This window comes from Pseudomonas sp. MLB6B (assembly GCF_054508135.1).
Genome location: NZ_CP199313.1, coordinates 3,965,618 through 3,984,037, shown reverse-complemented (window position 1 = coordinate 3,984,037; position 18,420 = coordinate 3,965,618). Strand labels below are relative to the sequence as shown.

Genomic DNA, 18,420 nt, shown 5'->3' with positions numbered 1-18,420 from the left:
TCGGCCAGGTCGTCAGGCGATGGACAAAGCAGGCAGCGACTTGACCAGGTCGTCCAGCGCTTTGATCTGCGCCAGGAACGGCTCCAGCTTGTCCAGCGGCAGCGCGCTAGGCCCGTCGCATTTCGCTTGATCGGGATTAGGGTGCGCTTCGAGGAACAACCCGGCCAGTCCGACCGCCATGCCTGCACGGGCCAGATCGACCACTTGTTCGCGGCGCCCCCCGGACGCTGCACCCGACGGATCCCGGTTCTGCAGGGCGTGGGTGACGTCGAAGATGATCGGCAAGTCGTCGCAGGTGCGCTTCATCACGCCGAAGCCGAGCATGTCGACCACCAGGTTGTCGTAGCCCATGCAGGTGCCGCGGTCGCACAGAATCAGTTGGTCGTTACCCGCTTCCTTGAACTTGTGCACGATGTTCTGCATTTGCGACGGGCTGAGAAACTGCGGTTTCTTGATGTTGACCGGCTTGCCCGTCTTGGCCAAGGCGACCACCAGGTCGGTCTGGCGCGCCAGGAAGGCGGGCAGCTGCAACACGTCGACCACTTCGGCGACCGGGGCGGCCTGATGGATCTCATGCACGTCGGTGATGATCGGCACGCCGAATTCGGCTTTGACCTTCTCGAAAATGCGCAGGCCTTCTTCCAGGCCAGGGCCGCGATAGGAGTGGATGGAAGAACGGTTGGCCTTGTCGAAGCTGGCTTTGAACACATAGGGGATGCCGAGCTTTTCGGTCACGCGCACGTATTCGGCGCAGGCTTTGAGTGCCAGTGCTTCCGACTCGAGCACGTTGATGCCGCCGAACAGGACGAAAGGCGCGGTGTTCGAGCAGTCGATGTGCTGGGTGATCTTGATCATTGTGTACTCGATGAAGAGGTGTCTGGACGGGTGTCGCGCAATGGGCATGGCGCGCCACAGATTGGAGGCGAATGTGGAAGGGATGTTACAGGCATTTTCGCCCATGGGTCAGCGTTCAGGAAGTGTCGCTCGCAGGTGAGGGGGCAAATGCGGTGTCCATCACTGTCAGAAACGCATCCGCCTCGGCTGACTGTTTGGGCGTGCCGTCCGACAGGCTGGACAGGTTTTCAATCGGTGGATTTACCCAAGTCGGTGCGCCGGTTCGACCGCTCGATTAGGACGTCCGATCTGGTAACCATTCCTCGCGAACAGGCAGTTCCGCTCGTCCGCATGCCCCGTTAGGGTTAGTCGCGCAGCCCGATCGTGCTGCTCATGTTCAATCACAATGGAGTGTCTACTTATGCGTAAGTCCATGTTTTCCGCTGTATTGCCCCTTGTCGCCGGTCTGGTATTTTCCGCTGGGGCCGCCGCCATGGAAACGGAATCCATGTCGATGTCCAAGACGGGCGAGAAGGCCATGCAAGGTGAAATGGCCATGCAGGGCGACAAAGTCATGCAGGGCGACATGGTCGGTCACTCCACCATGAAGCCCGGCATGCTCGACCTGAACATGGCCGACGCCGCCACGCTGCAAAAGGAACTGGCCGGCATCGGCAAAGCCAAGGCCGAAGCCATCGTAAAGTACCGAGACACCCATGGGCCGTTCACTTCCGTGGATGAGCTTTTGGAAATCAACGGTATCGGCAGTGCGCTGCTGGAACGCAATCGCGACAAGCTGATGGTGAAGTAGAGATGGGCGCAGCGCGTCGACTCGCTGGATAAAGAACAGGGCCGCTCGACGCGGCCCTGTCTGGTTCGAAACAAAGACAGCAAAGCTTAGCGATCACGTGCATCCTGTGCATCGGCCGCTGCGTTGCGCTCATGCACTTTCTTCAGCTGCTCCTCGCTCAAAGGCACCTTCTTGGCTGTGTCGCGCAGCATCATCAGGCCGCCGACGATCGAACCGATGGCGATGATCAGGATCAACCAGGCATACCAAGGCATTGTCATTCTCCTGCAACAGGGTGGATGTCGCTCATATGCCATGTGGAGCAGGTGCGCGCAACAATGGTTCCCTGACGCGGGCCGGAGAAGGATCGCGTCGCTGGCTGATTCACGGCGCCCCCGGCGGCGGCCACTTCGTTTACAATGCGCGCCGTTTTCGACTTGCCAAGAGACCTGACCATGTCCGCCTGCCAGACGCCCCTGATCGTCGCCCTGGATTTCCCTACCCGTGAAGCCGCCTTGAAACTGGCCGACCAGCTCGATCCGGCGTTGTGCCGTGTAAAGGTAGGCAAGGAACTGTTCACCAGCAGTGCGTCGGGCATCGTCGAGACGCTTTGTGCCAAGGGCTTCGAAGTGTTCCTGGACCTGAAATTCCACGACATTCCCAACACCACGGCCATGGCAGTGAAAGCGGCTGCGGAAATGGGCGTGTGGATGGTCAACGTGCATTGCTCGGGTGGCCTGCGCATGATGTCGGCGTGCCGTGAGGTGCTGGCTGCACGTAGCGGTCCGCAGCCCTTGCTGATCGGTGTGACGGTGCTGACCAGCATGGAGCAGGAAGACCTCGCCGGCATCGGCCTGGACGTCGAGCCGCAGGCGCAGGTGCTGCGTTTGGCGGCGTTGGCGGAAAAGGCCGGTATGGACGGCCTGGTGTGTTCGGCCCTGGAGGCGACGGCGCTGAAGGCGGCGCACCCGTCGCTGCAATTGGTCACACCGGGGATTCGTCCGGCCGGCAGTGCCCAGGACGATCAGCGCCGTATCCTCACCCCGCGCCAGGCGTTGCAAGCAGGGTCGGACTATCTGGTGATCGGTCGACCGATCAGCCAGGCGGCCGATCCGGCCCAGGCACTGGCGCAAGTGGTGGCCGAGATTCACGGCTGAACCTTGCCGCTCGCCATGAACGAAAAGGGCCGAACCCCTGCATAGGGTTCGGCCCTTTTGCCGAGCGTTACCGATCGCGCAGGCGCCTCAGACCTTCAGCACCAACTTGCCGAAGTTCTCGCCGCTGAACAGCTTCAGCAGGGTCTCGGGGAAGGTCTCCAGGCCCTCGACCACGTCCTCCTTGCTCTTCACCTCACCGCTGTCCAGCCAGCCGGCCATTTCCTTGGCAGCCTTGCCGTAGTCCTTCATGTGGTCGAACACGATGAAGCCTTCCATGCGCGCACGGTTGACCAGCAGCGCCAAATAGTTGGATGGGCCTTTGACCGCCTCTTTGTTGTTGTACTGGCTGATGGCGCCGCAGATGACGATGCGGGCCTTGAAGTTGATGCGCGACAGCACCGCGTCGAGGATGTCGCCACCGACGTTGTCGAAGTACACGTCCACACCTTTCGGGCACTCGCGCTTGAGACCTTCGAGCACATCCTCGCTCTTGTAGTCGATGGTGCCGTCGAAGCCCAGTTCGTCCTTGAGGTACTGGCACTTCTGCGCACCCCCTGCGATACCGACGACGCGGCAACCTTTGGTTTTGGCGATCTGGCCGGCAATGCTGCCTACCGCGCCGGCGGCGCCGGAAACGACCACAGTGTCACCGGCCTTGGGTTGGCCGACTTCCAGCAAGGCGAAGTAGGCGGTCATGCCGGTCATGCCCAGGGCGGACAGGTAGCGGGGCAGGGGGGCCAAGTTCGGGTCGATCTTCTGCAGCCCATCGGGTTTGCCGGTGAAGTAGTCCTGTACGCCGAGCGTGCCGCCGACATGGTCGCCGGGTTTGTAGTCGGGATGGTTCGAGGCGACCACTTCACCGACGCCCAAAGCACGCATCACCTCGCCCAGGCCTACGGGCGGGATGTACGACTTGCCTTCGTTCATCCAGCCGCGCATTGCCGGGTCGAGCGAGAGGTAGAGGTTCTTGACCTGGATCTGGCCGTCGGCAGGTGCTTCGACAGGTGCCTGCTCGAACGTGAAGTCGTCACGCTGTACGGCGCCGGAGGGACGCTTGCTCAGCAGGAAGCGGCGGTTGTTTTGGGTCATGGAAGGTCCTCGTTCGCTGAAGAAGGGGCTGGCGCAGGCCAGTGTCTGTGATGGACAGATTTCCTTTGATAGCGTGCGATCGAGTGTCGAGCAAGCTTGTTCCGGACTTGCAAATACCCAGCGATCGCTCCGACTGATAGCGCTTACCGGTCGGGTGTGCGCAGGGTCTTCTGCTTGAGGATGTAGAGGCTGACGCCCACCGCGCTGGTGAGCATGAAGGCACGTGCCCAGAACAGCGGCACGAGGTAGCAGGAGAACAGAATGCTGGTCCACATCAGGCCGATGGCCCAGACCTTGCCGCGCAGCGGAATACCCTGGCCGCCGAGGTAATCGCGGATCCAGGGGCCGAGGTGGCGGTGGTGAACCAACCAGTGGTGAAAGCGTGGCGAGCTGCGTGCGAAGCATGCAGCGGCCAGCAACAGGAAAGGCGTGGTGGGCAGTACCGGGAGGAAGATGCCCACCACGCCAAGCGCGACGCTAAGCCAGCCGATGGCCAGCAACAGGTAACGCATGGTGCGATCAGTGGTGACGAGGTTTGAGCAGCGCCGGCTTTTCGTCAGGCGCGTGCAACAGCAGGAACAGCGCGGTGAGCGCCTCCGGGATCTGTACGATCATGTCGTCCTGCAGGTTGGCGTTGCTGGCGATGTCGGCGAACTCGGGTTGTTCGTCGAACAGGCCCGAACCGACCATGATCGGCAGCAGCATTTCGCTGACTTCCTCTTCAGCGTTCTCGAACCAGGCCTCCTCGCGCAGGAACACGCCCTCCATGAAGCCGATGCACCAGCCACGCAGCTCCGAATCATCCGGGTCGTCGCCCAGGTCGAGGTCGCAAGGCAGCTCGAAATCCTCTTCGCTGGCGAGCACGCGGGCGATGTGGTTCTTGAGCGCGACGAGCGTGGTTTCCACTTCGACATGCTGGGCTTCGCTGGCGTACTGCGGCGGCTCGGCGAACAGGGCATCGATCCATTCGCGCTCAGGCACGTCTTCGGTGCTGATCGACAGCGCGGTCAGGAAGCCGTGGGCGGCGACGTAGTCCAGGGCTTCCTCGTGCAGCTCATCGGCATCGAGAAAGGCCTGCAGGCGGGTGAGTTGCTCGGCGAGGGACATTGGAGAAATTACCTGAAAGAAATAAACGTTGGGCGATTCTAGCACCTTGCAACACCTGCGAGGTAAAGGAAGACGTCCGTCACCGGCGCCCCTGGCGTCAGGTCGGCTGAGGTATAATCTGCCGTTTTTCATGCCAGGGGCAGCGTTTCAGGCTGCCAGGCAAAAGCCGCTTACGCATTCGCGGGTGTGCGAGGCGGGATTATCGTCCAGCCTATCGGCCGAACGGTACGACGATTTATGGAGTGGCAAATGCTCGAACAGGCTCAGCGCGTCCTCAAGGACATCTTCGGCTACGACAGCTTCCGCGGTCCCCAGGCGGCGATCATCGACTGCGTGGCCAATGGCGGCGATGCGCTGGTGCTGATGCCCACGGGCGGCGGCAAGTCGCTGTGCTTCCAGGTGCCGGGGCTGCTGCGCCCCGGCCTGACGGTCGTGGTGTCGCCGCTGATCGCGCTGATGGACGACCAGGTCGCCACCCTCAACGAGCTGGGCGTGGCAGCGGCGGCGCTCAACTCCACCCTGAGCACCGACCAGCAGCGCGACCTGGCCGGCCAGCTGCGCCGCGGCGAGCTGAAGATGCTGTACCTGGCGCCGGAGCGTCTGGTGCAGCAACGCATGCTGGATTTCCTGCGAGGCCTCGACGTGTCGCTGTTCGCCATCGACGAAGCGCACTGTGTGTCGCAATGGGGGCACGACTTCCGCCCCGAGTACCTGCAACTGGGCCAGCTCGCCGAGCTGTTCCCACACGTGCCGCGCATCGCCCTGACCGCCACCGCCGACATGCGTACCCGCGAGGAGATCGTCCAGCGCCTGCACCTGTATGGCGCCGAGCGTTTCCTGTCGAGCTTCGACCGGCCGAACATTTTCTACCGCATCGTGCCCAAGGAATCGCCGCGCAAGCAGCTCATGGCGTTCCTCAACGAGCGCCGTGGCAACGCCGGCATCGTCTATTGCCTGTCGCGCAAGAAGGTCGATGAAACCGCCGCCTATCTATGCGACCAGGGTTTCCCTGCGCTGGCCTACCATGCCGGCCTGCCCGCCGAGACCCGTGCGGCCAACCAGAAGCGCTTTCTCAACGAGGAAGGGCTGATCATGGTCGCCACCATCGCCTTCGGCATGGGCATCGACAAGCCCAACGTGCGCTTCGTCGCCCACCTCGACCTGCCCAAGTCCCTCGAGGCCTACTACCAGGAAACCGGCCGTGCCGGCCGTGACGGTCTGCCGGCCGACGCCTGGATGGCCTACGGGCTGCAAGACATGGTCATGCTCAAGCAGATGTTGCAGAACTCCGAAGGCGACGAGCGCCACAAGCGTGTCGAGCAGCACAAGCTCGACGCCATGCTGGCCTTGTGCGAGGAAACCCGCTGCCGTCGCCAGGCGCTGCTGGCCTACTTCGACGAAACCCTGGAGCAGCCTTGCGGGCATTGCGACAACTGCGTCGACAACGTGCAGACCTGGGACGCCACCGAGGCGGCGCGCCAGGCGCTGTCGGCGGTGTATCGCACCGGTCAGCGCTACGGCGTGGGGCACTTGATCGACGTGTTGTTGGGCAAGGACACTGAAAAGGTACGTAATTTCGGCCATGAGCGGCTGTCGGTCTTCGGCGTGGGCAAAGGGCGCGACGAAGCCCAGTGGCGTTCCCTGTTCCGCCAGTTGGTGGCGCGCGGGCTGGTCGACATCGACTTGGAAGGCTACGGCGGTTTGCGTCTGTCCGACACGTGCCGACCGCTGCTCAAAGGCGAGGTGAACCTCGAACTGCGCCGCGACCTGAAACCGCAGACGGTCGCCAAGACTTCGGGTGGCAGCCCTGCCAGCCAGTTGGTGCGGGGCGAGGAGCGCGAGTTGTGGGAAGCCTTGCGCACCTTGCGCCGCAAGCTGGCCGAGGAGCACAGCGTGCCGCCCTATGTCATCTTCCCCGACTCCACGTTGCTGGAGATGCTGCGCAGCCAGCCCACCAGCCTCCATGAGATGGGCCAGGTCAGTGGCGTCGGCGCGCGTAAGCTCGAGCGCTATGGCCAGGCTTTCCTCGAAGTACTCAACGCGGGCGAAGCGCCCTCGGCGGCGCCAGTGGTAGCCGACTTGCGTCATGAGTTGGTCAGCCTGGCCCGCGCCGGCATGACGCCTGCGCAGATCGCCGGCCAATTACAGTGCAGCGAGAGGAACGTCTACAGCCTGCTGGCCGAGGCCCTGAGCAGCCAAGCGCTGAGTCTCGACCAGGCGCTCGACTTGCCCGAGGAGCTCATGTCGGACATTCAGGATGCCTTCCTCGACGGCGAAGGCGAGCTGCCTCCGGTGGCGGCGATAGCGGCGCAGTTCGAAGGGCGGGTGGCCGAAGGCGTGTTGTATTGCGTACGTGCGGCCCTGGCGGCCGAGTTCGAGCTGTAGCGCCAGGCCATGGTCGACTTTGACGCATTGGCATCGCGCCTGTTGGCGAGGCATGATGCACCCCTAACGAAATGTTCTATGGAATTACCTCTTTTATGCCTCTGAACGATAACCAACACCGCTTCGGCATGCAGCTGGCACAGATGTCGCGGGGCTGGCGTGCGGAGCTGGATCGGCGCTTGGCGGGGTTGAACCTGTCGCAGGCGCGTTGGCTGGTACTGTTGCACCTGGCGCGCTTCGACGAGGCCCCCACCCAGCGCGAACTGGCCCAGAGCGTAGGCGTCGAGGGCCCGACCCTGGCGCGTTTGCTCGACAGCTTGGAGGCCCAGGGCCTGGTGCGTCGGCAGGCTGTGGTCGAGGACCGGCGAGCCAAGAAGATCGCGCTGTGCCCACCTGCCAAGCCTTTGATCGAGCAGATCGAGACCATCGCCAACGCGTTGCGCGTCGAGCTTTTCAGCGGTGTCGACGAGGCCGAACTGGAGCTGTGCATGCGTGTGCATGCCAAGATTCTGGACAATCTCGAGCGCTCCTGAATGGCGTCATCCGTCGTTGGCGGCCTGAACGGGCCGCCGTCGTCTTACCTGCGAGGCCTTGCCCATGTCGTCGAATAAACCGGACATCGTCATCACCTATTGCACCCAGTGCCAGTGGCTGCTGCGCGCGGCGTGGTTGGCGCAAGAGCTGCTCAGCACGTTTGCTGACGAGCTGGGCGGCGTGACGCTGTGTCCGGGCACGGGTGGCGTTTTCGTCATCACCTGCGACGGCGCGCAGTTGTGGGAGCGCAAGGCAGACGGCGGCTTTCCGGAGGCCAAGGTGCTCAAGCAACGGCTGCGCGACGTGATCGATCCCGAGCGCGATCTAGGCCATAACGACCGCTGACGCTGGGCCAGGCCTTTCGGCGCCCCCTTGCGCTTCACGCAGGTCCTGCGCGCGCGCCGTCAATTCTCTCCAACCGCCCGGTGCGCGCCGCGGCGCTCGCCCCACCACCACACCAGCAGAGCCAACACGCCGACCACCAGGCCGGCTACGACGATCGCGTCCCAGCCACGCCATTGGAACAACTGCGTGCCCAGCAGCGAGCCCAGCGCGCCGCCGAGGAAATAGCAGGTGATGTAACCGGCATTCAGGCGGGTACGGGCCTCCGGGCGCAAGGCGATCACCGCATTCTGGTTGCACACGTGCACCAGTTGCACCGCCAGGTCCAACGCCAGCACGCCCAGGATCAGGGCGATCAGCGAGGTTTCGGCCAAGCCCAGGGGAATCCACGACAGCAACAGGGTCACTAAGCCGACGGCCATGCCGCGCGCGCTTTGACCGCGATCGGCCAGACGGCCCGCCCAATTCGCCGCCAGCGCACCGGCCGCGCCGGCCAGGCCGAAAAGGCCGATGACCGCGTCGGAGAAGTGATAGGGCTCGCGGGCAAGGAGGAAGGCCAGTGGCGTCCAGAACAGCGCAAAGGTGCAGAACGCCAGCATCCCCAGCAGCGAGCGCACTCGCAGCACCGGCTCTTCGACGAACAAGCGGAACACCGAGCCGATCAGTGCGGGGTAGCTGAGTCCCGCAGGCTGATGATGGCGCGGCAGGCCACGGTACAGCGCCAGCGCGGTGATTGCCATCAGCACCGCGGCGAGCACGTAGATGCTGCGCCAGCCGCCCAACTCAGCGCTCAAGCCGGCTGCCGTGCGGGCCAGCAGGATGCCCAGCAGCAGGCCGCCCATCAACGTGCCTACGGTACGCCCGCGCTGCGCCGGATCGCTCAAGGCAGCGCCCATCGGCACCAGCACCTGCGCCACCACGGAAAACAGCCCGGTCAGAGCGGTACCGACGATCAGCCACGGCAGGCTCGGGGCGCAGGCGCTGACGATCAGGCCCGCCGTGGCGATCAGCATCATGCCGACGATCAACCGGCGTTGTTCGAACAGGTCGCCCAGAGGGGCCAACAGCAACAGGCCCGCACCGTAGCTGAGCTGGGCCGTCACCACGATGCTGCCGGCGCTCACCATGCTCAACCCGAACTGTTCGGCGATGCTGTGCAGCAACGGCTGGGCGTAATAGTTGCTGGCCACGGCCAGGCCGACGGCAGTGGCCATCAGCAGGATCAAGGCGCGGCTGAGCGTCGGCGTCGTCATCGAGGTTCTCGTGCAGGTTGGGGGTGGGCGGGCTGTCGAGTGGGGCGGACACCACCATCCGACAGCATCTAGATCACTTCGACCACGACCAGGGTGTGTGTTCCCAGCGTCACTTCGTCGTCGAGGCCCTTGCCCAGCAGTTGTTGCCCCAGCGGCGAACGAGGCGTGATCACCGTCACCTGGACGTGCCCTTGATCCAGCTTGAGGCCGGCTGCATCTGGGCCGAGGAACAGGTGGCGACGACCGCCCTCCGGCATTTCCAATGTCACCAGGTTGCTGACCTGTATGCCCTTTTGCGGGTCGAAATCGCGTAATTGCAATTGCCGGTAGGTCAGCAGCGCCTGGCGGATTTCTGCGGTGCGCCGGGCTTGGCCGGTGGCCAGGTACGAGGCTTCCAGGCCCAGGGTGTCGTATTTGTTCTCGGCGACGTTTTCTTCCGCCGTGGCCGTCTCGTAGGCGGTTTGTGCGGCCAGGCGCAGCACTTCGGCGTCGGCTTCGAGCGCGGCGATGATCTGGGCGAGCAGGGTGGGCTTGTGCATGGCTAGTTGCAGAATTCCGTGACGTGGGCCTGGCTGTTGGGGGTGGGGGCGGTGCGGTGCTGTTGCAGCCAGAACTGGCACTTGGGGTCGTTCGGATTGCGCAGTTCAACGGCGCGTTCCTGAGCGTTCGGGGTCTGCTGGCGTTGCAGATTCAGTTGGTAACGCTCGAACATCGCCTGCTGCGCATCGACGGGCGCAGGCGCAATGGCGTGCGGCTGCACGGCCTGCACCAGCGGCGCCAGCGGTTGTGGCCAGAGCTGCAAGGCCAGCCAGGCCGTCGCGGCAATGGCCAGCGCGCCGAGCCACAGGCCGAACGCCAGACACAGGATCAACTGCATGGGAGAGAGGGTGACGCTCTGCGCGTTGCGGGACATGCTGAGCTCCGGATCGGGGCGCAAGGAGTGGGTATTGTCGCATGCGGGTTGGGAAATTTTCAGTGCTGCGCTTCCGCACTTGCCGGTTTGCCCGCAAAATCCGTGGTTTTCCCACGCGCGATGGAGTGGACGTGAAGCCCACCTGGGACATTTTCTGTACGGTCGTCGACAACTACGGTGACATCGGCGTGACCTGGCGCCTGGCCCGGCAGTTGGCCCACGAGCACGGTCTGCACGTGCGCCTGTGGGTCGACGACCTGTCGGCGTTCGCGCGCCTGTGCCCCGAGGCCAACGCCCAGGCCGCGCAGCAGTGGCAGCAAGGCGTGCAGGTTCTGCGCTGGGGCTTGCCCTGGAACGAGGTGGAGCCGGGCGCCGTGGTGATCGGTGCGTTCGGGTGCAGTCTGCCAGAGGCCTACGTCGAAGCCTTGCGCATGCGCACCGAGCCTGCCTTGTGGCTGAACCTTGAGTACCTGAGCGCCGAAGCCTGGGTCGACGGCTGCCATGGCTTGATGTCGCCACAGGCGGGCGGTCTGCGCCGCTGGTTCTTTTTTCCGGGCTTCACCGAGCGCACCGGCGGGCTGCTGCGCGAAAGCGCGCTACTGGCGCGCCGCGCGGCTTTCGTGGCCGATCCGCTGGCGCGGCAGCACTTTCTCGAAGGCCTGGGCGTGCGCCCTGGCGCCGACGCACGGCTGATCTCGCTGTTCGCCTATGAAAACCCGCAGCTCGGCGCCTGGTTCGACGCCATGGCCGCTGGCACACAGCCCTGCCACGTGCTGGTGCCGGAAGGCCGAATCCTGACTGACGTACGGACCTGGTTGGGCGAACCGGAACTGACCGTCGGCGATGTGCGCCAGCGTGGCGCCCTGACCGTTCAGGTGCTGCCGTTCGTCAGTCAGGACGATTACGACCGCCTGCTATGGTGCTGCGAGTTCAACGCGGTGCGCGGTGAAGACTCCTTCGTGCGGGCGCAATGGGCAGGAGGCCTGCTGCTGTGGCACATCTATGTGCAGGAGGAGAACGCCCATTGGGAAAAGCTCGAGGCTTTCCTGCAACTTTACTGCCAGGGGCTAGCGGCCGAAGCGGGCGCAGCATTGGGTCAGTTGTGGCGCGCCTGGAACATGGATTTGGACATGGCGCAGGCCTGGCAGGCCGTACAACCTCACTGGCGAACGCTGAGCGAACACGCCGAACGCTGGCGTGCCGAGCACGCCGTTCGGCCAGACCTTGCCACAGCGCTAGTACAGTTTTATCGAAATTGGCTATGATACGCCGCCTCGATTTTTATAAATCCCCCCAGATTCGGATACGACGTAATGAAAACTGGTAAAGAACTGAAACCCGGCACCGTTCTGCGGATCGACAACGACCCGTGGCTGGTACAGAAAGCCGAGTTCACCAAGTCGGGTCGCAACAGCGCGATCATGAAGACCAAACTGAAGAACCTGCTGACCGGCTACAAGACCGAAACCGTCTACGGTGCCGACGACAAGCTGGACGACGTGATCCTGGATCGCAAAGAAGCGACCCTGTCGTTCATCAGCGGCGACTCCTATACCTTCATGGACACCACCGACTACACCATGTACGAGCTGAACGCCGAGGACATCGAAGCCGTTCTGCCGTTCATCGAAGAAGGTATGGAAGACATCTGCGAAGCCGTGTTCTTCGAAGACCGTCTGGTGTCGGTCGAACTGCCGACCACCATCGTGCGTAAAGTGGCTTACACCGAAGGTTCCGCCCGCGGCGACACTTCGGGCAAGGTCATGAAGCCTGCCAAACTGGCGAACGGCACCGAGCTGTCGGTCGCCGACTTCATCGAAATCGACGAACTGATCGAAATCGATACCCGCGACGGTTCCTACAAAGGCCGCGCCAAGAAGTAAGGCGGTTTGCACAACGCGAAAACCCGGCCTCGGCCGGGTTTTTTTGTGGGCACCCTTTAGAGTTTCTGCTGCAGGCTCGCGCGGATTTCCACCAGCTCGGCCTGGAGCGCCTGCAAGCGTTCCGCAGTGCGGCCGCTCGCTTCGGTGATCGACTGCGGCATGGATTGAGCGTCGCGGCGCAGGGTGCGACCTTTGTCGGTCAGCTGCACGATCACCACGCGCTCGTCGTCGCGGCTGCGGGTGCGCTTGAGCAGGCCCTCGCTTTCCAGGCGCTTGAGCAGCGGCGTCAATGAGCCTGGGTCGGTCAGTAAGCGGTGGCTGATCTCGCCTACCGTCAGCCCGTCCTGTTCCCAGAGCACGAGCATGGCCAGGTACTGCGGATAGGTCAGGCCGAGCTTGTGCAGCAGCGGCTTGTACACCTTGGTCATCATCAGCGAGGTCGAGTGCAGGGCGAAGCAGACCTGATTGTCCAATAGCAACTCATCTCGGCGCGCTTTGGTATCGGCGTTCATGCAAGTCCTTTAAGTCGAGATGTACGAAATATCCAGCGAACGCTTATCCGCTGGTAACCATCGCAGCTCATTACGCAGGGCCAATTGTTAGCGCGGCACCAGACTTAAGCGGCTATTGCAATTTCGAGCAGTGGCATGTTGCGAAGGTTCGTTTCAAATGCATGATCGGCGCGATAAAACCCGTAACGGGAGCAGGACTTGCGCCGTTTTCCGCCGAATCCTGACAGCTGGATGAAGCGGCATCGTATTACGAAACGTTTCTCAGCAGGTCTCGGCTGGTAGCATGGCCGCCTGGTTGATGACGTGGACGAGATCGATGGTCGAAGGGTTGATGTATCTGCTGTTGGGCGCGGCCCTCGGGACCGTGGGTGGGTTGTTCGGCATCGGCGGTGGGCTTATCGCCATTCCGGCCCTGGGCGTGCTGTTCGGTCTGGATCAGCAGATGGCGCAGGGTACCGCGCTGGTGATGGTGGTGCCCAACGTGCTGCTGGCCTTGTGGCGCTACCACCAACGCAACCGCATCGAGCTACGCCATGCGCTGCCATTGGCGGTGTTCAGCTTTCTGTTCGCCTGGCTCGGCTCGATGTGGGCGGTCGGGGTGGACGCCCAGACCATGCGCCTGGGCTTCGTCGGTTTTCTGCTGGCCCTGATGCTGTGGAACCTCTTGCGCCTGTTCATGCCTGTAGCACCGGCCAGCGCCACGCTGCGTCACGGTTGGCCATGGCTGGGCGTGTTGGGCAGTTTCGCCGGTGCCATGGGTGGGCTGTTCGGGGTAGGTGGCGCGGTGGTGGCCACGCCGATCCTTACCAGTGTGTTCGGCACCACCCAAGTGGTGGCCCAAGGGCTGTCGCTGTCGCTGGCCGCGCCCAGCACCTTTGTGACGCTGGTGACCTATGCGCTGCACGACAGCGTGGCCTGGGCCGTAGCGGTGCCGCTAGCGGTCGGCGGCTTGTTGAGCATCAGCTGGGGTGTAAAGCTGGCTCATGCCTTGCCGGAAAAAGTCTTGCGTGGGTTGTTCTGCGGTTTTCTGTTGATTTGTGCGGTCTTGCTGGCGCTGGAAGTTTGAGCGGCTGGGTGTGGGGCGGCGCACCGCCCGATAACGGCCGTCCAGCGTCAGCGACCAGCGCCGATTTGTCTCAGCGGCGCACGTCCTTCAACGTCTGGGCAATGAGAAATGCCAGCTCCAGCGACTGATCGGCGTTCAGCCGCGGGTCGCAGTGGGTGTGATAGCGGTCCGACAACGCATCTTCGGTCACCGGCCGTGCGCCGCCGATGCATTCGGTGACGTTCTGCCCGGTCATCTCGATATGGATACCGCCGGCATGGCTGCCTTCGGCCTGATGGGCCTGGAAGAACTGCTTGACCTCATCGAGGATCTGCGCGAAGTCGCGCGTCTTGTAACCGCTGCTGGCCTTGATCGTGTTGCCGTGCATCGGATCGCAGCTCCACAGCACCTTGCGGCCTTCGCCCTCGACACGGCGGATCAGCCCTGGCAGGTGGTCGGCGACCTTGCCCGCACCCATGCGCGCGATCAGGTTGAGGCGGCCTGGGTCATTGCTCGGGTTGAGGATGTCGATCAGGCGGATCAGGTCGTCCGGGTTCATGCTCGGGCCGACCTTCACCCCGATCGGGTTGTGTACCCCGCGCAGGAATTCCACATGGGCGCCGTCCAGCTGGCGGGTGCGGTCGCCGATCCACAGCATGTGCGCCGAGCAGTCGTAATGGTCGCCGGTCAGGCTGTCCTGACGTACGAAGGCTTGCTCGTAGTTCAGCAGCAGCGCCTCGTGAGCGGTGAAGAAGCTGGTCTCGCGCAGCTGCGGGGCACTGTCCAGACCACAGGCGCGCATGAAGGCCAGGGTTTCGTCGATGCGGTCGGCGAGCTGATGGTACTTGGTGGCCAGGGCCGAGTTGGCGATGAAGTCCAGGTTCCACTTGTGCACTTGGTGCAGGTCGGCGAAGCCGCCTTGGGCAAAGGCACGCAGCAGGTTGAGACTGGCCGTGGATTGGTGGTAGGCCTGCAGCAGGCGCTCGGGGTCTGGCACGCGGCTGACTGGGTCGAAAGCGATGCCGTTGACGATGTCGCCACGGTAGGCGGGCAGTGTGATCTGGCCGATGGTTTCGTCGTTGGTCGAGCGCGGCTTGGCGAACTGGCCGGCCATGCGCCCCACTTTCACCACCGGGCAGCCTGCGGCGAAGGTCATGACGATGGCCATCTGCAGCAGTACCTTGAACGTATCGCGGATCTTCGCGGCGCTGAACTCGGCGAAGCTTTCCGCACAGTCGCCCCCTTGCAGCAGGAATGCGCGACCCTCGGTGACTTCGGCGAACTGACGGCGCAGTTCGCGCGCCTCGCCGGCGAACACCAATGGCGGGTAGCTGGCCAGGCGCTGCTCGACCTTGGCCAGGTGCGCGGCGTCGGGGTAGACAGGTTGCTGCTGGATCGGCAAGGCGCGCCAGCTTTCGGGGCTCCAGGGTTGGCTCATCACGGACTCGACAGAATGATGGAGGGGCAAGGCGCCATCCTAGCAGCTGGGCACGCGCTTGTTGCAGTGGCGGCGTTGACGGAGAATGGCGGTTTTGCGCGCACGAGCAGGAGCTTGCATGACCACCGAGCGTAATGAACGGCTGCTGGCCAGGGTCGAAGACGCCTACGGTGTCATCAGCGTGTATGAAGTCGACGACTACCGTTTTCTCGAGTTCGGCGACGCCATCGAGCAGAGTTGCACATTCACCCCTGATCCGAGCTGGCTGGAGTACGACTACACTCGCGCCATGCTGATCGGCGCGCTGTGCCATCCGCAGCCGGACTCCGCGCTGTTCCTGGGGCTGGGTGCTGGCACCTTGACCCAGGCCTGCCTGAAATTCCTGCCCCTCGAAGACGTCGAGGCCATCGAGCTGCGGCCCGACGTGCCGCGGCTGGCCATGGAGTACCTTGGCCTGGACGACGACCCGCGACTCTATGTGCGCATCGGTGACGCCCTGGCGCTGCTGCCCACTGCCGAAAAGGCCGACCTGTTATTCGTCGATCTCTATACCGATCACGGCCCGGGCGTGGGGCACTTGGCCTGGCGTTTTCTGGAGGACTGCCAGCGCAAGCTCAACCCAGGCGGATGGCTGGTGATCAACCAGTGGGCCGCCGACGATGGCAAACCGTTGGGCGCGGCTTTGCTCCGCGGGTTGTACCACCGGCACTACTGGGAGCTGCCGGTCAACGAAGGCAACGTCATCCTGCTGGTGCCGGCCGACCTCGACCAGCAACTGGACTTCGACGGACTGCGCGCCCGCGCCGAAGCGCTGGTGCCGCGCCTGGGTTATCGCCTGGAAGGCCTGATCCGCGAGATCCGTCCCGCTACTTGAGTGCGGTCGTCGGCAGGTAGCACGCCCAGTAATGCTCGGCGTGGGCGGGCAGCCGCCATGCTCAGCGATACCGGCCCGGTATTCACGGGCGTGCCAAGGTCGCGCATCGTCCGAATCGAGCGGCTGTTCGGTTGACGCGGACAAGCCTGAGCGGCGACTTTCCCGGCTTTGGCCCAAACGATTCAGCCTTCGGCGTCCGGCGCTTGGACGCTGCAGTGGGAGCGAAAATTTTCCTCACGGTTCCAGCACGATTCGGGTATAGTACGCGCCGGTCTTTTAGCGGACCGCGAATCAGGTGGTGCAAATCCTCCGAGTCCAGCTTCGGCTGTACGTCCGCTAGGCGGACCCTCTCACACGTTCCTTTTTCAATCGTCTTCGCAAATCCCCGCCGCCAAAGCTGCCTGGGTGACCTCACGGTCTTTCAAGGCATGTGCAGCTTTGGAGCATGGGTCTTTGCGGATGCACTCTAGAGGCAGACCCATGACCCAGGAAACCGGCGGATTCGCCGCTCTCGATCTCAATCCGAACATCGTTGCCGCAGTAGTGGCTACCGGCTATGAAGAGCCGTCCGCCATTCAGCAGCAGTCGATCCCGATCATCCTCGCCGGTCACGACATGATCGGCCAGGCGCAGACGGGTACCGGCAAGACCGCAGCCTTCGCACTGCCGGTCCTCAACCGCATCGATGTGAGCAAGCGCGAACCGCAAGCCCTGATCCTTGCGCCAACCCGTGAGTTGGCGCTGCAAGTCGCCACGGCTTTCGAGACCTACGCCAAGCAGATGCCCGGCGTGAACGTGGTCGCCGTTTACGGCGGTGCCCCCATGGGCCCACAACTCAAAGCCATCCGCAATGGCGCACAAATCGTCGTCGCTACCCCAGGTCGTCTGTGCGACCACCTGCGTCGCGACGAGAAAGTCCTGTCCACCGTCAAGTTCCTGGTGCTGGACGAAGCCGACGAGATGCTCAAGCTCGGCTTCATGGATGACCTGGAAGTCATCTTCGACGCCATTCCCGAAACCCGTCAGACCGTTCTGTTCTCGGCCACCCTGCCGTCGTCGATCCGCTCGATCGCCGAACGTCACCTGCGTGACCCGAAACACGTCAAGATCCAGAGCAAGACCCAGACCGTCACCGCCATCGAGCAGTCGCACCTGATGGTCCACGCCGACCAGAAGATTCCGGCCGTGCTGCGTCTGCTGGAAGTCGAAGAGTTCGACGCGCTGATCGCCTTCGTGCGTACCAAGCAAGCGACCCTGGACCTTGCCTCCGCTCTGGAAGCCAAAGGTTACAAGGCTGCTGCGTTGAACGGCGACATCGCCCAGAACCAGCGTGAGCGCGTGATCGACTCGCTCAAGGACGGCCGCCTGGACATCGTCGTCGCCACCGACGTCGCTGCCCGGGGTCTGGACGTACCGCGCATCACCCACGTGTTCAACGTCGACATGCCGTACGACCCGGAATCCTACGTGCACCGTATCGGCCGTACCGGCCGTGCCGGTCGCGAAGGCCGTGCGCTGCTGCTGGTGACGCCGCGCGAGCGCCGCATGCTGCAACTGATCGAGCGCGTAACCGGGCAGAAGGTGACCGAAGCCCGTTTGCCAGGCCCACAAGCGGTACTCGATGCACGCATCAAGAAGCTGACCGCTAGTCTGGCACCGCTGGTGGCCGAGTCCGAAGCCAGCCATGGCGAACTGCTCGACCGTCTGACCGCCGACCTGGGCTGCAGCCCACGTGCCCTGGCCTCGGCGCTGCTGCGCAAGGCCACCAATGGCCAGGCATTGAGCCTGGCGTCGGTCGAGCGCGAGCAACCGCTGGTGCCGACCGGTGCGCCACGCGAGCGTACCGAGCGTAGCGGTGAACGCGGCGAGCGCAGCGGTGGCGACCGCGAGCGCCGTGCGCCGATGCCTTTGGGCGAAGGCCGCGTGCGTTGCCGTACCGCCCTGGGTGCCCGTGACGGTATCGCCGCCAAGAACCTCTTGGGTGCGATCCTCAACGAAGGTGGCCTGGCCCGTGACGCCATCGGCCGCATCCAGGTGCGCGACAGCTTCAGCCTGGTCGAACTGCCGGAGGAAGGCCTGGAGCGTCTGTTGTCCAAGCTCAAGGACACCCGCGTGGCCGGCAAGCAGCTGAAACTGCGTCGCTACCGCGAGGATTGATCCTGGCGTCGTCGTAACGTGAAAATCCCCGGCCTGTGCCGGGGATTTTTTTTGCCCGATGCCTGGGGCTGCGAGGCGTCGGGTAGGCTGGGGCGGCTTGGGGTAAG

19 protein-coding genes and 1 pseudogene are annotated in these 18,420 nt (G+C 63.7%); 10 read left to right on the top strand and 10 right to left on the bottom strand.

What is annotated here, in order from left to right; genetic code table 11:
- Window positions 1-12 precede the first annotated feature (12 nt).
- Window positions 13-855, bottom strand: a complete 843-nt coding sequence (gene kdsA, locus ACSMEV_RS17575) for a 3-deoxy-8-phosphooctulonate synthase (RefSeq protein WP_459206277.1) — start codon at window positions 853-855, stop codon at window positions 13-15.
- 487 nt (window positions 856-1,342) lie between these two features.
- Here kdsA and ACSMEV_RS17570 point away from each other — a divergent pair, with 487 nt between their 5' ends.
- Window positions 1,343-1,645, top strand: coding sequence for a ComEA family DNA-binding protein (locus ACSMEV_RS17570; RefSeq protein ID WP_459206276.1), 303 nt, complete (start codon window positions 1,343-1,345; stop codon window positions 1,643-1,645).
- A gap of 86 nt (window positions 1,646-1,731) precedes the next feature.
- On the opposite strand, the gene ACSMEV_RS17565 is transcribed toward ACSMEV_RS17570, so the two are convergent.
- On the bottom strand, window positions 1,732-1,899 hold the full coding sequence (locus ACSMEV_RS17565; protein ID WP_459206275.1) for a DUF2897 family protein: 168 nt from the start codon (window positions 1,897-1,899) through the stop codon (window positions 1,732-1,734).
- A 180-nt stretch (window positions 1,900-2,079) separates the two neighbouring features.
- Here ACSMEV_RS17565 and pyrF point away from each other — a divergent pair, with 180 nt between their 5' ends.
- Window positions 2,080-2,781, top strand: a complete 702-nt coding sequence (gene pyrF / locus ACSMEV_RS17560) for an orotidine-5'-phosphate decarboxylase (RefSeq protein WP_459206274.1) — start codon at window positions 2,080-2,082, stop codon at window positions 2,779-2,781.
- A gap of 87 nt (window positions 2,782-2,868) precedes the next feature.
- On the opposite strand, the gene ACSMEV_RS17555 is transcribed toward pyrF, so the two are convergent.
- The 3 genes from ACSMEV_RS17555 to ACSMEV_RS17545 form a co-directional block, all read right to left on the bottom strand.
- Window positions 2,869-3,870, bottom strand: coding sequence for an NADP-dependent oxidoreductase (locus tag ACSMEV_RS17555; RefSeq protein WP_459206273.1), 1,002 nt, complete (start codon window positions 3,868-3,870; stop codon window positions 2,869-2,871).
- Window positions 3,871-4,013: 143 nt separating this feature from the next.
- Complete coding sequence (locus ACSMEV_RS17550; protein WP_459206272.1) at window positions 4,014-4,382, bottom strand: YbaN family protein; 369 nt, start codon at window positions 4,380-4,382, stop codon at window positions 4,014-4,016.
- A 7-nt stretch (window positions 4,383-4,389) separates the two neighbouring features.
- Window positions 4,390-4,977, bottom strand: coding sequence for a UPF0149 family protein (locus ACSMEV_RS17545; RefSeq protein WP_313739439.1), 588 nt, complete (start codon window positions 4,975-4,977; stop codon window positions 4,390-4,392).
- A gap of 249 nt (window positions 4,978-5,226) precedes the next feature.
- Between ACSMEV_RS17545 and recQ the strand changes: the two genes are divergently transcribed.
- The 3 genes from recQ to ACSMEV_RS17530 all read left to right on the top strand — a co-directional run bounded on the left by recQ (window position 5,227) and on the right by ACSMEV_RS17530 (window position 8,241).
- Window positions 5,227-7,362 (top strand): DNA helicase RecQ, encoded by a 2,136-nt coding sequence (gene recQ, locus ACSMEV_RS17540; RefSeq protein WP_459206271.1) that lies wholly within the window; start codon window positions 5,227-5,229, stop codon window positions 7,360-7,362.
- 95 nt (window positions 7,363-7,457) lie between these two features.
- Entirely contained in the window at window positions 7,458-7,895 is a 438-nt protein-coding gene (locus ACSMEV_RS17535) for a MarR family transcriptional regulator (RefSeq protein WP_296268808.1), read from the top strand.
- Between the two features lie 64 nt (window positions 7,896-7,959).
- Complete coding sequence (locus ACSMEV_RS17530) at window positions 7,960-8,241, top strand: Rdx family protein (RefSeq protein ID WP_459206270.1); 282 nt, start codon at window positions 7,960-7,962, stop codon at window positions 8,239-8,241.
- Between the two features lie 59 nt (window positions 8,242-8,300).
- On the opposite strand, the gene ACSMEV_RS17525 is transcribed toward ACSMEV_RS17530, so the two are convergent.
- The 3 genes from ACSMEV_RS17525 to ACSMEV_RS17515 all read right to left on the bottom strand — a co-directional run bounded on the left by ACSMEV_RS17525 (window position 8,301) and on the right by ACSMEV_RS17515 (window position 10,404).
- Window positions 8,301-9,491 carry an MFS transporter gene (locus ACSMEV_RS17525; RefSeq protein WP_459206269.1) on the bottom strand — a complete coding sequence of 397 codons (1,191 nt, stop codon included), beginning with the start codon at window positions 9,489-9,491 and terminating at the stop codon, window positions 8,301-8,303.
- 68 nt (window positions 9,492-9,559) lie between these two features.
- On the bottom strand, window positions 9,560-10,030 hold the full coding sequence (locus ACSMEV_RS17520; protein WP_459206268.1) for a GreA/GreB family elongation factor: 471 nt from the start codon (window positions 10,028-10,030) through the stop codon (window positions 9,560-9,562).
- Window positions 10,031-10,032: 2 nt separating this feature from the next.
- The gene (locus ACSMEV_RS17515; RefSeq protein WP_459206267.1) at window positions 10,033-10,404 is read right to left on the bottom strand and encodes a hypothetical protein; all 372 of its coding nucleotides are present in this window, start codon (window positions 10,402-10,404) and stop codon (window positions 10,033-10,035) included.
- A gap of 131 nt (window positions 10,405-10,535) precedes the next feature.
- On the opposite strand from ACSMEV_RS17515, the gene earP reads away from it, so the two are divergent.
- Complete coding sequence (gene earP / locus ACSMEV_RS17510) at window positions 10,536-11,669, top strand: elongation factor P maturation arginine rhamnosyltransferase EarP (RefSeq protein WP_459206266.1); 1,134 nt, start codon at window positions 10,536-10,538, stop codon at window positions 11,667-11,669.
- Between the two features lie 48 nt (window positions 11,670-11,717).
- Window positions 11,718-12,287, top strand: coding sequence for an elongation factor P (efp, locus tag ACSMEV_RS17505; RefSeq protein ID WP_459206265.1), 570 nt, complete (start codon window positions 11,718-11,720; stop codon window positions 12,285-12,287).
- A 56-nt stretch (window positions 12,288-12,343) separates the two neighbouring features.
- Here the strand turns inward: efp and ACSMEV_RS17500 are convergent, their stop codons facing one another.
- Window positions 12,344-12,799, bottom strand: a complete 456-nt coding sequence (locus tag ACSMEV_RS17500) for a MarR family winged helix-turn-helix transcriptional regulator (RefSeq protein ID WP_296268801.1) — start codon at window positions 12,797-12,799, stop codon at window positions 12,344-12,346.
- Window positions 12,800-13,115: 316 nt separating this feature from the next.
- On the opposite strand from ACSMEV_RS17500, the gene ACSMEV_RS17495 reads away from it, so the two are divergent.
- Window positions 13,116-13,865 carry a sulfite exporter TauE/SafE family protein gene (locus tag ACSMEV_RS17495; protein WP_459206264.1) on the top strand — a complete coding sequence of 250 codons (750 nt, stop codon included), beginning with the start codon at window positions 13,116-13,118 and terminating at the stop codon, window positions 13,863-13,865.
- Window positions 13,866-13,935: 70 nt separating this feature from the next.
- Here the strand turns inward: ACSMEV_RS17495 and ACSMEV_RS17490 are convergent, their stop codons facing one another.
- On the bottom strand, window positions 13,936-15,282 hold the full coding sequence (locus ACSMEV_RS17490; protein ID WP_459206263.1) for a class II 3-deoxy-7-phosphoheptulonate synthase: 1,347 nt from the start codon (window positions 15,280-15,282) through the stop codon (window positions 13,936-13,938).
- Between the two features lie 118 nt (window positions 15,283-15,400).
- On the opposite strand from ACSMEV_RS17490, the gene ACSMEV_RS17485 reads away from it, so the two are divergent.
- Window positions 15,401-16,156: a spermidine synthase gene (locus ACSMEV_RS17485; protein ID WP_459206262.1), complete on the top strand. Its 756-nt coding sequence runs from the start codon at window positions 15,401-15,403 to the stop codon at window positions 16,154-16,156.
- Between the two features lie 445 nt (window positions 16,157-16,601).
- Window positions 16,602-18,313, top strand: a pseudogene (locus ACSMEV_RS17480) (DEAD/DEAH box helicase).
- The last annotated feature ends 107 nt before the right edge of the window (window positions 18,314-18,420 follow it).